11 protein-coding genes are annotated in these 13706 nt (G+C 35.9%); 6 read left to right on the top strand and 5 right to left on the bottom strand.

Features of this window, described 5'->3' with window-relative positions; genetic code table 11:
* Positions 1-173: 173 nt before the first annotated feature.
* Positions 174-431 carry a YfhL family 4Fe-4S dicluster ferredoxin gene (locus A9G42_RS12500; RefSeq protein WP_065583331.1) on the top strand — a complete coding sequence of 86 codons (258 nt, stop codon included), beginning with the start codon at positions 174-176 and terminating at the stop codon, positions 429-431.
* Here A9G42_RS12500 and ispH read toward each other — a convergent pair whose 3' ends face one another.
* The 5 genes from ispH to folE form a co-directional block, all read right to left on the bottom strand.
* A complete protein-coding gene (gene ispH, locus A9G42_RS12505; protein ID WP_065583229.1) occupies positions 432-1379 on the bottom strand; it encodes a 4-hydroxy-3-methylbut-2-enyl diphosphate reductase in 948 nt (315 codons plus the stop codon).
* Between the two features lies 1 nt (position 1380).
* The gene (gene lspA / locus A9G42_RS12510; protein ID WP_065653578.1) at positions 1381-1851 is read right to left on the bottom strand and encodes a signal peptidase II; all 471 of its coding nucleotides are present in this window, start codon (positions 1849-1851) and stop codon (positions 1381-1383) included.
* A gap of 112 nt (positions 1852-1963) precedes the next feature.
* Complete coding sequence (gene ileS, locus A9G42_RS12515) at positions 1964-4771, bottom strand: isoleucine--tRNA ligase (RefSeq protein WP_065653579.1); 2808 nt, start codon at positions 4769-4771, stop codon at positions 1964-1966.
* A 36-nt stretch (positions 4772-4807) separates the two neighbouring features.
* Entirely contained in the window at positions 4808-5746 is a 939-nt protein-coding gene (gene ribF / locus A9G42_RS12520; RefSeq protein ID WP_065583226.1) for a bifunctional riboflavin kinase/FAD synthetase, read from the bottom strand.
* A gap of 178 nt (positions 5747-5924) precedes the next feature.
* Positions 5925-6584: a GTP cyclohydrolase I FolE gene (gene folE / locus A9G42_RS12525; RefSeq protein ID WP_065653580.1), complete on the bottom strand. Its 660-nt coding sequence runs from the start codon at positions 6582-6584 to the stop codon at positions 5925-5927.
* A 188-nt stretch (positions 6585-6772) separates the two neighbouring features.
* Between folE and polA the strand changes: the two genes are divergently transcribed.
* The 5 genes from polA to A9G42_RS12550 all read left to right on the top strand — a co-directional run bounded on the left by polA (position 6773) and on the right by A9G42_RS12550 (position 13588).
* Positions 6773-9547: a DNA polymerase I gene (polA, locus tag A9G42_RS12530; RefSeq protein ID WP_065583225.1), complete on the top strand. Its 2775-nt coding sequence runs from the start codon at positions 6773-6775 to the stop codon at positions 9545-9547.
* A gap of 289 nt (positions 9548-9836) precedes the next feature.
* Entirely contained in the window at positions 9837-11267 is a 1431-nt protein-coding gene (gene gltX, locus A9G42_RS12535) for a glutamate--tRNA ligase (RefSeq protein ID WP_065583224.1), read from the top strand.
* 60 nt (positions 11268-11327) lie between these two features.
* Positions 11328-12941 carry an intermembrane phospholipid transport protein YdbH family protein gene (locus tag A9G42_RS12540; RefSeq protein WP_065653581.1) on the top strand — a complete coding sequence of 538 codons (1614 nt, stop codon included), beginning with the start codon at positions 11328-11330 and terminating at the stop codon, positions 12939-12941.
* 11 nt (positions 12942-12952) lie between these two features.
* A complete protein-coding gene (locus tag A9G42_RS12545; protein WP_218056985.1) occupies positions 12953-13138 on the top strand; it encodes a YnbE family lipoprotein in 186 nt (61 codons plus the stop codon).
* A gap of 105 nt (positions 13139-13243) precedes the next feature.
* Positions 13244-13588, top strand: coding sequence for a YdbL family protein (locus A9G42_RS12550; protein ID WP_065583222.1), 345 nt, complete (start codon positions 13244-13246; stop codon positions 13586-13588).
* The last annotated feature ends 118 nt before the right edge of the window (positions 13589-13706 follow it).

Consider the following 13706-nt stretch of genomic DNA (forward strand, 5'->3'; position numbering starts at 1 on the left):
TATGAAAATTATCTAATATAAATTATCTATTTTATACTATAACGCATATTTTTCTGAAACTTTTTTACAATAATTAAACGACCCAATCAGCCATAATGTGATCTTTATTCTGATTTATTCGCGATTGCGCTATAATGGCGCAAATTTCTAGAGTTGATGAAGATAACAAAGCAATGGCACTAAAAATAACATCAAAATGTATCAATTGTGATATGTGTGAGCCTGAGTGCCCAAACGAGGCTATCTCAATGGGCTTTGACACATATGAAATCGATCCGAATAAATGTACGGAATGTGTGGGTTATTATGATCATTCTACATGCCAGTGTGTTTGCCCTATTCAAAATGCAATTATTGCCGATCCTCAACACGTTGAAACACAAGAGCAATTACTCGTAAAATTTGAGCGGCTTAAAGCTATTACTAAATAATCAGCTAGATTTAACATCGATGCGTAATTCTTTAGGAATTTCAAACGTGATATTTTCTAAAATGCCATCCGTTTCAATGAGTGATGTACAACCAAGAATTTTTAAGTGATCAATAACTTGCTGCACTAAGATATCGGGGGCAGAAGCACCAGCGGTTACCCCTATCGTATGCGCATTTACTAACCACTCTTTTTGGATGTCTGAAGCAAAATCAATTAAATAAGCCTGTTTACTGTTGCGTCTAGCAAGCTCTGCTAGACGATTTGAATTAGATGAATTTTTAGAACCGACGACCAAAACAATATCTGCGCATGAGGATAGTTGTTTTACCGCTTGTTGGCGATTGGTTGTGGCATAGCAAATATCATTTTTACGTGGACTACGAATATCAGGAAAACGTTTTTTTAAAGCGACAATGATCTCGGCAGTATCATCAACCGATAAAGTTGTTTGAGTGGTAAAGCAAAGGTTATTTTCGTTTTTTACTTGTAGTTTTTGTACATCATCGATCGATTCGACTAAATAAATACCACCTTCAGGATTATTATACTGCCCCATTGTCCCATCAACCTCAATGTGACCAGCATGACCGATTAAAATAACTTCTTCGCCACGATAACTAGATCGAGCAACTTCCATATGTACCTTAGTCACAAGTGGGCAAGTCGCATCAAAAACACGCAATTTACGTTGTTTTGCTTCTTCTCGAACGGCTTTAGATACACCATGCGCTGAAAATATAAGAATCGTGTTATCGGGGACTTCATTAATATCTTCAATAAAAATAGCACCTAATTCTTTTAGGCGATTGACAACGTAACGATTATGTACAACCTCGTGGCGGACATAAACGGGTGCGCCAAATAATTCTAGTGCACGTTCAACAATGGTGATAGCACGATCAACACCTGCACAAAATCCACGCGGGTTAGCTAAAATAATTTGCATTTTATGCCGTCTTCTTCGGTTTTTTGTAACTACAGAAAATAAATAAGCCAATACCAGCACAAATTGCACAGTCAGCAATATTAAAGGTTGGATAATGCCAATTACCAAAGTTGACATCTAAAAAGTCAACCACAAAACCATGGTAAATACGATCAAATAAATTACCAAATGCTCCTCCCAGAATCAGTGATAATGAAAGGTTTTCTAATTTTTGTTTACGACTATTGCGGTATAACATGTGCATAACTACGGCACTGATTATCAAAGCAAAAACAGCAAGCATTGTACGTTGACCTTCAAAAATGCTAAAGGCAGCCCCAATGTTGCGGACATAAGTGATCGAGAAGAAGGGTAGAAGGTTCACTGATTCAAATAACGAGAAGTTATTTATAATCCAAAATTTACTTGTTATATCAATGATAAAAACAATGATTGCAAATAATAACCAGTAAAGTCCGTTATCTTTTTTCATATAATTTATGCTCATTATTATATTTCCGCCGACAATCGTCGACGGGAAAGGTACTAAGTTGCTATAGGGATCGCTATAGCTGATTTTGTGCGTTAAATGGCTTTATTATTGCTTATGCAAAATACCTTATCTCGCCATTGCCATGGATGTTTTCCTCACAACGCTTACATAAATGTGTTGTTGGTTCATTATCTGTTGTGTAGTGCCAACAACGAGGGCATTTATCGCCTTGTGCTTTGGCCAACTCAATTTTCAGTCCTTGAATATCACTTTGTACCGCGTTTTCTGGTGCTGTTTGTAATGGTTTAACACTAGCTTGTGATGTAAGTAAAACAAAACGTAACTCGTTTTCTAATTTAGCTAATGTTGTAGCAATCTCTTCATCAGCATAAAGAGTAACAGCCGCTTCAAGAGCACCACCGATTACTTTATCATTACGACCTTGCTCAAGTACTTTATTCACTTCGCTACGAATTGTTAAAATTTTCGACCAGTATTCACTATTCAAGATTTCATTATCCGATAATGCAAATAATGCGCTATACCATTCATCTTCAAAAACGAATTCTTGTTTTTCTGCTGCTGGTAAGTATTGCCAGATTTCATCTGCAGTAAATGATAAGATCGGAGCAATCCAGCGAACCATCGCTTGAGCAATATGATATAAAGCGGTTTGACAACTATGGCGTGCAATACTATCACTTTTGGCTGTGTACTGACGATCTTTAATGATATCTAAATAAAATGATCCCATTTCGATTGAACAAAATTGCATAATGCGTTGTACAACTTTATGGAAATCATAATTTTCATATGCCTGAATAATGTGTTCTTGTGCTTCTTTCGCCATGCTCACCGCCCAGCGATCAAGTACAACCATATCATCTGGCTTAACCATATCGGTCACTGGATCAAATCCATTTAAATTCGCTAGCAAAAAGCGAGCAGTATTACGAATACGACGATAGCTATCCGCCGCTCGTTTGATAATTTCATCTGAATAACTCATTTCACCCGAATAATCGGTAGATGCAATCCATAAACGTAAAATATCAGCACCAAGCTTATTCATCACTTCTTGTGGGGTAACGATATTACCGAGAGATTTAGACATCTTACGGCCTTGCCCATCAACCACAAAACCATGAGTAAGTACTTGCTTATAAGGTGCTTTGTTATCAATTGCAGTAGATAACATTAACGAAGACATAAACCAACCACGATGTTGATCTGAACCTTCTAAATATATATCGGTATCATGACCTTCGAATTCTGGACGAGCGCGAACCACCGATGAAAAAGTAGATCCCGAATCAAACCAAACATCTAACGTATCAGGAACTTTACGATAATCATCAGCATCTGGACCGAGAAGATCTTTAATGTCCGCATCCCACCAAGCTTGAATGCCATCTTTTTCCACTAGCTTAGCTATTTTTTCAATTAAAGCTAATGTGTCTGGGTGAAGTTCCTCAGTCTCTTTGTGTACAAACAATGTCATAGGTACACCCCACGTACGCTGACGAGAAATACACCAGTCTGGGCGATTAGCAACCATAGTTTCAATGCGCGCTTGCCCCCAATCCGGGATCCAACGCACTTGTTTAATTTCTTTTAATGATTGCAAGCGCAAATCTTGTTTTTCCATGCTAATAAACCATTGCGGTGTCGCACGAAAAATAACGGGTGTTTTATGGCGCCAACAACATGGATAGCTATGTTCAATATTTTCAAAGTGTAATAATGCATTATGTTCTTTTAAGATCTCAACAACGGCTTTATTCGCTTTAAATACAAATAACCCGTCTAAGCCTGCACCTGTTCCTGGCAAGTAACAACCATTACCACCAACTGGATTTGCCACTTCAAGACCATATTTTTGACCGACCATAAAGTCTTCTGTACCATGTCCGGGTGCGGTGTGTACTGCACCAGTACCAGCATCAATAGTAACGTGATCACCAAGTACAACTGGCTCATCAAAATCAAGAAATGGATGTTTAAAACGCAATAACTCAAGGGCATCACCATGACAGTTACCTAACACTTTCCATTCTCTGATATTGGCGCGTTGCATCACAGACTCAACTAAATCAGTTGCTAAAATTAAGCACTCTTTATCATTGATTTGAACAAGTTGATATTCAAAATCAGCATTTAAAGCTATCCCTCGGCTAGCTGGTAATGTCCAAGGGGTGGTTGTCCAAATAACAGCATAAATGGTTAAATTAGTATTGATACCAAATTTATTTGCTACGGCTTGATTATCAACAGCTTTAAATCTCACATCAATGGCAGGCGATGATTTATCATAATATTCCACCTCAGCTTCAGCCAAAGATGACATACAATCCGTACACCAATAGACGGGTTTGGCACCTTTTACTAAATGGCCATTTTTTATAACGTTACCTAAAGTGCGGATAATATTTGCTTCCGTATTATAGTCCATTGTACGGTAAGGATTTTGCCAATCACCCAATACACCCATACGGATAAAATCCGCCTTTTGTAGTTCAACTTGTGAAGCCGCATAATCACGGCAAATTTGGCGAAATTCAGCAGACGAAACTTTAACCCCAGGTTTACCAACTTGCTCCTCAACTTTTTGCTCAATCGGTAAACCATGACAGTCCCACCCAGGGATATAAGGTGAATTATAGCCACTCAATCCTTTTGATTTGATAATAATGTCTTTAAGGATTTTATTAACGGCATGACCAATATGTAATTTCCCATTGGCATAAGGAGGACCATCATGCAAAATAAAGCTTTTTTTGCCTTTTTTCGCAGAGCGAATTTTGCGATAAAGTTCTTTATCGTACCAATTTTGTAACATTGCTGGTTCGCGCTTAGCAAGATCGCCTCGCATAGGAAACCCTGTTTCAGGTAGATTCAATGTATTTTTATAGTCTGTCATGCTGATTTATTCCAGTTAAATTTGTTGATACTACTTTTAATTGGTTAATTGTGCACTGATATTTTTCGCAGTGCAAACATCTTGTGTAATTTGTTGTTTTAATTCTGCTAATGAATCAAATTTTTTCTCATCGCGTAATTTTTCGATGAATGTTATGTCTAAATATTGTCCATAAATATCATCCGAAAAGTCAAATATATTCACTTCTAAAATCGCCTTTTTTCCATTAATGGTTGGTCTTAAACCAATATTGGCAACGCCATCATAAAGTTGATTATTACAAATATTTCTAACTTTAACAAAATAGACGCCTTGTAGTGCAGGCTTTTTTCGGTGTAAGTGAATATTTGCGGTTGGAAAACCTAATTGTCTTGCCAAAGCATTACCATGTATTACGCGACCTTGAATGGTATAATCTCGACCTAAAAGACAATGAGCCAATTTAAAGTCGTTATTTAAAAGTGCTTGGCGCACAGCAGTGCTACTAATACGAAAATTATTCCAAACGAATGTTGGCATACTTTCGACGATAAAATCGTTGGTATGTGCATATTGCTGTAAAAGGTTTATATCTCCTTTACGGTCAAATCCAAATCGAAAATCATCACCAATGGCGATATATTTAGCTTGTAGCTCATTAATCAACCAATCTTGAATAAAATGATTCGCTGACATGTGAGCAAATTTTTTTGTAAATGGAATTGCGAGAATATAGTCAACACCAAATTTTTCAATAAAAATGACTTTTTCCTGAAATGAAGTTAACCGTGAGGGCGCATTATTTTGTGTAAAAAACTCTAACGGTTGTGGCTCAAACAACATCACAACTGTAGGCAAGTTTCGTTTTTTACCTTGTTTAATAATATGGTTAATTAACTGTTGGTGCCCTAAATGAACGCCATCAAAATTTCCCAAGGTTAAAACACATTGAGAGAATTGATTTTTTAAATTAGTTATACCACGGATAATCTTCATGAAAACAATGTTATTTATATTAAGTAACCAAGAATTATACCAATCTTTATTGAAGATGCACGAAATATAAAGCTAGGTATTGCGGTTTTCTATCGAGCTTTTTGTACTAGTTTTGGCAACAGCTTGATTGTTGACCAGTGTCTAAAACTTAATTAGCCAAATATAACCATTAGTAAGATCAGTAATGATTAAGTGCCCGTAAAAACTCTTGTCTTGTGCTTGGATTAGTTTTAAATCCACCACCAAGCGCAGTAGTTGTTGTGATGCTACTAGAGTCTTTAATTCCTCTTGCTTTTACACAGTAGTGGGTGGCGTCAATTGAAACAGCAACATTGACCGTACCAAGCAAAGTTTGTAGAGCCACTAAAATTTGCTGGGTTAACCGTTCTTGTACTTGGGGACGCTGTGAAAAAAACTCAACAATGCGATTGATTTTAGACAGGCCAATTACTTTATCTTTTGGAATATAAGAAACCGTTGCTTTACCGTCTATTGTTACAAAATGGTGCTCACATACACTAGTTAATGTAATGTCACGAACGGTAATCATCTCATCCACTTGCATTTTATTGTCGATTAACGTAATTTTCGGAAAATTTTCATAATAAAGGCCAGAAAAAATCTCATCAACATACATTTTTGACACACGATGAGGGGTCTGAGCAAGGCTGTCATCTATCAAATCAAGTTCCATTAATTTCATAATTTCACGAAAATGAGCCTCGATTTTTGCTTTACGCTCATTATTATTCATAGCTAGATGGCATGATGGAGTTTCAAGATTTTTGGCTGCTAGTGCATCTTTGACTTTTTGCGCGGCAAGACTTAATACTGTCATTTATCAAATACTCAGGTGAAATTGAATACAATATTATATAACACTTGTTGTGCAATACATAGTTTTTTGCTGAAACGTCTAACTAACCTGAAATATCTTTACATTATATTATCTATGATGATAAGAATATTATGACTAATTAGGTTATACTGTCAGTTATTATATAGCATAACGTTTAGGTAACTATAATGCCAAATAACACACCAATTATTTTAATTGATGGATCTTCTTATCTTTACCGTGCTTTTTTTGCATGCCCTCCGTTAACTAATGCCAAAGGTGAACCAACAGGCGCTATTTTTGGCGTCATTAATATGATTCGTAGCTTGTTAAATCAATACGATCCGACACATATTGCTGTTGTATTTGATGCTAAAGGCGGATCGTTTCGTAACGAAATTTATAGTGAATATAAAGCTACTCGTGAAGCGATGCCTGAAAATCTTCGCCCACAAATTGAGCCTATTCATACCATTTTAAAAGCGATGGGACTACCACTGCTTTGTGTTGAAGGTGTTGAAGCAGATGATGTAATTGGTACATTGGCTAGGCAAGCAGAAAAGGCAAATCTTGAAGTCTTGATTAGTACTGGCGATAAAGATATGGCGCAGTTAGTAAGCGATAAAATTACACTTATTAATACCATGAATAATACCATTCTTGATTCAAAAGGTGTCATGGAAAAATTTGGTGTTCCACCAGAAAAGATGATTGATTATTTAGCGTTAAGAGGTGATTCTTCCGATAATATTCCTGGTGTGCCTGGAGTAGGTGAAAAAACAGCACAAAGTTTATTATCCCAATTTGATGGCGTAAAAGATATTTATAATCGATTAGATGATGTTGAAAAATTGGCTATTCGAGGAGCTAAATCCTTAAAACAAAAATTGATTGATAATCAGAATGATGCTGAACTTTCTTATCTATTAGCAACAATCAAAACGGATGTTAAATTAGATTTTACCAATGAACAATTATTGATCGGAAATATTGACGTTAATGCGTTAATTGAGTTATTTAGTTATTATGGTTTTCATCGTTGGCAAAAAGAATTAATTGCAGGTACCTTCCTAAAGCAACAAAAAAATATGGTTGTCGAGATTGAAGATGATTTATTTTCTCAAGAACAACCTACAGCAACTTTGCAAAAAAATGAAACCGATTACCAGTGTATATTAACCAATGAACAACTCGATGAATGGATAACCAAATTAAGCAACAGCAAGCAATTTGCTTTTGATACCGAAACGGATAATGTTGATCATGTGCACGCTAAATTAGTTGGTATCTCATTGAGTGTTGAACCTTACCAAGCGGCTTATATTCCACTTGCTCACCAATATTTAGGTGTTCCAAAACAGCTTCCTCTCAATGATGTTCTGGCTAAATTGAAACCAATACTTGAAAATCCAGAAATAAAAAAAATCGCTCAAAATGCAAAATTTGATTACAGCGTATTGGCCAACTATGGCATAACCGTTCAAGGTATCGCATTTGACACTATGCTTGAATCTTATGTACTAAACAGTACTGAACGTTATGATATGGATAGTTTGGCCAATCGCTATTTGAACCACAAGACGATTACTTATGATGAATTAACTAAATTTGATAAAATTCAAGTTACTATTGATGCTATTGAGGTAGAAAAAACCACACAATATGCTGCGGAAGATGCCGATATTACATTGCAATTGCATCATAAGTTATGGCCAACTCTTGAAAAAAACCAAAAATTAAAAAAACTATTCACTGATATTGAAATGCCACTTGCTATTGTAATAGCTGAAATGGAAAGAACAGGCGTTCTGGTGGATGCTAAATTATTAAATAAGCATTCAGCTGAGTTGAATAACAAATTGAACGAAATTCAAGAAACGTTACAATTGTTAGCAGGTGAAAAATTTAACCCAGCATCACCTAAGCAAATTCAAGTCCTTTTATTTGATAAGCATCAATTACCAGTACTCAAAAAAACGCCCAAAGGCGATCCTTCAACTAGTGAAGAGGTTTTGAGAGAGCTAGCTAATCAATATGAGCTACCACGCATGATTTTACTTTATCGTAGCTTAGCTAAGTTGAAAAATACGTATACTGATAAATTACCATTAATGCTTAGCCCAGTTGATCATCGGATACACACTAATTATAACCAAATTGGTACGATAACAGGACGATTGTCTTCAAATGAGCCTAATTTACAGAATATTCCTGTTCGCAATGAAGAAGGTCGTCGAATTCGACAGGCATTTATTGCACCAACAGGTTATAAGATTATTTCTGCCGACTACTCACAAATCGAATTGCGTATCATGGCACACTTATCGCAAGATAAAAGTTTACTTGATGCTTTTTCTCACAACAAAGATATTCATCGTGTCACAGCTAGCGAAATTTTGGGAAAATCTGAATCTGAAGTAACTTCTGAAGAGCGAAGACGAGCAAAAGCCGTTAACTTTGGGCTAATTTATGGTATGAGTGCATATGGCTTATCAAAACAAATTAATATTGCTCGAAAAGAAGCCCAATTTTATATCGATCGCTATTTTGAACGCTATCCAAGTGTTCAAACGTATATGGACGAAATCCGCCAACAAGCGACAGAACAAGGTTATATTGAAACGCTATCTGGTCGACGATTATATCTACCTAAAATTAAATCAGGAAGTGGCATTGAACGCCGAGGAGCTGAACGAGCCGCCATTAATGCGCCAATGCAAGGTACGGCGGCTGATATCATCAAAACAGCGATGATTAAAGTAAGTGAATGGATTAAAAGCCTGCCTATAGGTAATATTAGGATGGTGATGCAAGTCCACGATGAACTCGTATTTGAAGTAAAAGAGGAATTGATTGAACAGTATCAAACTCAAATAAAATCAATTATGGAAAATTGTTATCAGCTATCTATACCATTAAAAGTGGATGTCGGCGTGGGCGATAATTGGGATGAAGCACACTAATGAGGCTAGATCAGTACTAAATAAATTAGCTTTAACTTAAATAAAATGGCTAAATGTTAATTTTATACTGAAACACATGCTTTTCTGAAACTTTTTTACACAGCATGGTTTAACTTTCTAACATTAATGGCACTATTGCCGAAACCTTTCGGCGTGTTAGAATAGGTAACTAAATCAAATTTATATCAAAATGTTATTCTGTCAGAGCAACAGGCAGAATAAGAAAAGGGAGCGTAAGCCACAGTCTGGTTAATGAGGCGCTCGTTTTTGTTATTTTTAGGATTATTTCATGAAAATCAAAACCCGTTTTGCACCCAGCCCAACAGGCTATTTACACGTAGGTGGTGCTCGTACTGCACTTTATTCTTGGCTTTATACTCGCCATGCAAAAGGTACATTTGTATTACGTATTGAAGATACCGATCTTGAGCGTTCAACACCCGAAGCGATTGAAGCGATTATGGAGGGTATGAATTGGTTAAAATTATCATGGGATGAAGGTCCTTATTATCAAACTAAACGTTTTGATCGTTACCATCAGGTCATTGATGAAATGTTAGCCAAAGGTACCGCTTATCGTTGTTATTGTTCTAAAGAACGCCTTGAAAAATTGCGTGAAGAACAAATGGCAAAAGGTGAAAAGGCGCGTTACGATGGCCATTGCCGTTGTGATTCGGTACAAAAAGAACATTCTCATGATGAACCTCATGTTGTTCGTTTTGCTAATCCTATTGATGGTACCGTTATCTTTAATGATTTAATTCGTGGACCGATTGAGATTGCCAATAAAGAGCTTGATGATCTTATTATTCGTCGCACTGACGGTTCACCAACTTATAATTTCTGTGTGGTTGTTGATGATTGGGATATGGAAATTACTCACGTTATTCGTGGAGAAGATCATATTAATAACACACCTCGTCAGATTAATATTCTAAAAGCGTTAGGTGCACCGATTCCTGAATATGGACATGTATCGATGATCTTAGGAGATGATGGACAAAAATTATCTAAGCGTCATGGTGCGGTAAGTGTAATGCAATATCGTGATGATGGCTATTTGCCTGAAGCTCTACTTAACTATTTAGTGCGCCTTGGTTGGTCTCATGGCGATCAAGAGATATTTTCAGTACCCGAAATGATTAGTTATTTTTCATTAGATGCGGTGAGTAAATCAGCCAGTGCATTTAATACTGAAAAACTACTTTGGTTAAATCACCATTATATTAATCATTTAGATGCAGATTATGTTGCTCAGCATTTAGTTTGGCATATGAATCAACAAGGCTATGATTTAGCTAACGGTCCCGATCTCATTACAATCATTAAGCTATTTGGCGAACGTTGTAAAACGCTAAAAGAAATAGCTGAATCTTGTTCTTATTGTTATCAAGACTTTGCTGAGTTTGATGCTGATGCGGCTAAAAAACATTTACGTCCAGTCGCCAAAGAGCCATTAGAAGCAATTAAAGCAAAAATTGAAGCGATTGCTGATTTTGATTGGCAAATTGATAAAATTCACCATGCCATTGAAGCAACGGCAACTGAGCTTGATGTTGGTATGGGAAAAGTCGGCATGCCACTACGCGTTGCCGTAACAGGCATCGGGCAATCACCATCGGTTGATGCGACGGTTTTTGCAGTTGGTAAAAAGCGCACGCTTACTAGAATTGATAAGGCGCTGGCATATATTACACAGCGAGAACAATCTCAAAATTAATAGACATTTATTGCAGGGGATAGATACCCTGCAATTATTTTTGCCAAATCGAGAACTATTATGGTTCGCTTAAAAAAACGCTATTGGATATCACTGAGTATCTTATTTTTGATCGTACTATTTTGCTTGTATGGATGGCGTTATTGGCAGTCATTCAAGCAGAAACATGGGATTATGGTCGACTGGCATGGTGCTAGCATTGGTTTTAAAGGTCTTACTTTTGATGAACTTACTGTAAGTAAGCAATCTCAAATCTCTATAACGGCTAGAAATGTGTTAATTTCGTGGTCACATTTATCAGCAAACAATTTGGATGTTCACTGGCAAATAAATCAATCTGAAACGATTTTAGATTCTGTCGGCAACGTAGTTGATACTGCTACTGAAAATCTTAATCAATCCGATCTTGATCTCTCTTTGATTCCAACGATTATTTATTGGTCACCTAAGACAATTCATATAGATACATTGCGATTTTATGAACAAGATAAAGAACAATTAGATTTAAAAGTCGATATCAGTAAACAGCAACAAGCTATACAACTTAATCTATCAACCAATACTCAAGATATCACACAATTATCGGCAACTTTATTCTTTGATCAAACTGCCTCACAGTTTAATGTACAAAACGGTCTTTTTAAGTCATCTTTAAATCAATTTGGTCTAAAAAATAGTCATGTAATATTGCCATTTACTGGCTGGGTGTCTGGTAATCAATTGGCGTTAATGACTTCAGATAAAGCTTCAATTAACATAGAAAAGACGAATCTTTCTAACGATTTAATCCTTGACTCTGCCGCAGGGAATTTGAACATTCAACTTGAATCAAAAATTCCATTTGATCGTAATCAACTCTTTGTTACAGCAATGCTAACGATGAATAAACTCAATGGTATTTATAAAAGTAGTGAAATCAAATCGGTGACAGGTGATGTCAATATTATTGTTAAAGATAACCGATTTATGATTTCGACGCCGGCGTTAAATGTCCAAGAAGTAAATATGGGTATCGCCTTTAAAAAGGTAAAATTAGTGGGTAGTTATTCCGCTTCATTTAAAGCTCCTAGCAAAGGAGTAGTGACTTGGAAAAAGCTTCAAGCTAATATTTTTTCTGGTTCAATTTTTATTGAACCGAGTAAATTGAATTTAGCTAAATTACCCCAACAATTAAGCTTAAAGCTAAAGCAAATACAGTTAAAAGAGATTCTTGCTAAATACCCAGCTGAAGGACTTGCTGGGGTAGGTACAATTGATGGTTATTTACCCGTTACATTACTAAAAGCGAAAAAGAAAGATGGATCTGTGTTTGAACTTGCGATTAAAAATGGTCAGTTAACCACAATCAACGAAGGCTATTTACAGTTTGAAAATTCTGCTTTGAAAAATTATGCACAAAATAACCCTAATATGAAAATACTCACTGATATTATTAAAAATTTTCATTATACTAAGCTACAAGGTACTGTTAATTATGCCAACGAAATAGCCAAGCTTGGATTAAATATTCAAGGAAGCAATTTAGATGTCGAAAATGGCAAAGCGGTTAATTTAAATATCAATCTTGAAGAAAACATGACTAAATTGCTGATGAGTTTACAGTTGTCTGATCAAATTAGCGAACCAGTTCGTAAACGAATTCAAGCACATTTAAAAAAAGAATCTTCAAAATAAGGGGTTATTTTATGATGCGAAATGTTATGGTTATAATGGTATTAGCAGGTATGTTAATCGGATGTTCGCCGACGGTTAAAGTACAAGCACCTAGCGAGCCAATTAATATCAATTTAAACGTTAAGATAGACCATGAAATTAATATTAAGGTTGATAAAGCATTAGATAATATAATCAATAAATCTGGATTATATTAATTGTATAAGTTTTATTTTCATCTATTCTTTTGATTGTGGTCAATAGAACAATCTATATTCACACTCAAATCAATAAAATATGATGTATTTACTAAGGAGTTTGTTATGACTATCTGTAAAAAGGCAACCATAGCATTATTGTCCATTATGTTATCTTTTTCTGCATTTGCATTAAATTTAGAGCAAGCTATGGATTCATTAAGCCAAGCCAAAGCGCAAGGTCTTGTTGGTGAACAGGCTGATGGTTATTTAGGCGTTGTTAAAAATGAAGGCGACGCCAGTGAAATTGCGCAACTGATTAATCAGGCACGTAAAACCCAATACCAGAAAGTGTCCAATGAAAGCCATGTCCCTTTAAATGAAGTAGAAAAAAAAGCGGGTAGTAAAGCGCAAGAAAAGACACCAGCAGGCCAATATATAAAACGACAAGGTCAGTGGTTAATAAAATAATCATTGCTTTTTGCAACAACCGAGAAAGTATAACGACATTGCACTTTAATTGTGTATTAATAATGTGTATGCTGTTTGCTTAAATGTTTGTTTACCGCTTTTTTATATTTATCTATTT

Origin of the sequence: Gilliamella sp. Nev6-6 (assembly GCF_001690605.1) — a bacterium.
GTDB classification, from domain to species: Bacteria; Pseudomonadota; Gammaproteobacteria; order Enterobacterales; family Orbaceae; genus Gilliamella; species Gilliamella apicola_C.

Excerpts from the sequence above, each read along its gene's own strand:
- lspA (WP_065653578.1), bottom strand. The coding sequence starts at position 1,851 with ATGAAAAAAGATAACGGACTTTACTGGTTATTATTTGCAATCATTGTT.
- ispH (WP_065583229.1), bottom strand. The coding sequence starts at position 1,379 with ATGCAAATTATTTTAGCTAACCCGCGTGGATTTTGTGCAGGTGTTGAT.
- A9G42_RS12500 (WP_065583331.1), top strand. The coding sequence starts at position 174 with ATGGCACTAAAAATAACATCAAAATGTATCAATTGTGATATGTGTGAG.
- gltX (WP_065583224.1), top strand. The coding sequence starts at position 9,837 with ATGAAAATCAAAACCCGTTTTGCACCCAGCCCAACAGGCTATTTACAC.
- ribF (WP_065583226.1), bottom strand. The coding sequence starts at position 5,746 with ATGAAGATTATCCGTGGTATAACTAATTTAAAAAATCAATTCTCTCAA.
- A9G42_RS12545 (WP_218056985.1), top strand. The coding sequence starts at position 12,953 with ATGATGCGAAATGTTATGGTTATAATGGTATTAGCAGGTATGTTAATC.
- folE (WP_065653580.1), bottom strand. The coding sequence starts at position 6,584 with ATGACAGTATTAAGTCTTGCCGCGCAAAAAGTCAAAGATGCACTAGCA.
- A9G42_RS12540 (WP_065653581.1), top strand. The coding sequence starts at position 11,328 with ATGGTTCGCTTAAAAAAACGCTATTGGATATCACTGAGTATCTTATTT.
- A9G42_RS12550 (WP_065583222.1), top strand. The coding sequence starts at position 13,244 with ATGACTATCTGTAAAAAGGCAACCATAGCATTATTGTCCATTATGTTA.
- polA (WP_065583225.1), top strand. The coding sequence starts at position 6,773 with ATGCCAAATAACACACCAATTATTTTAATTGATGGATCTTCTTATCTT.
- ileS (WP_065653579.1), bottom strand. The coding sequence starts at position 4,771 with ATGACAGACTATAAAAATACATTGAATCTACCTGAAACAGGGTTTCCT.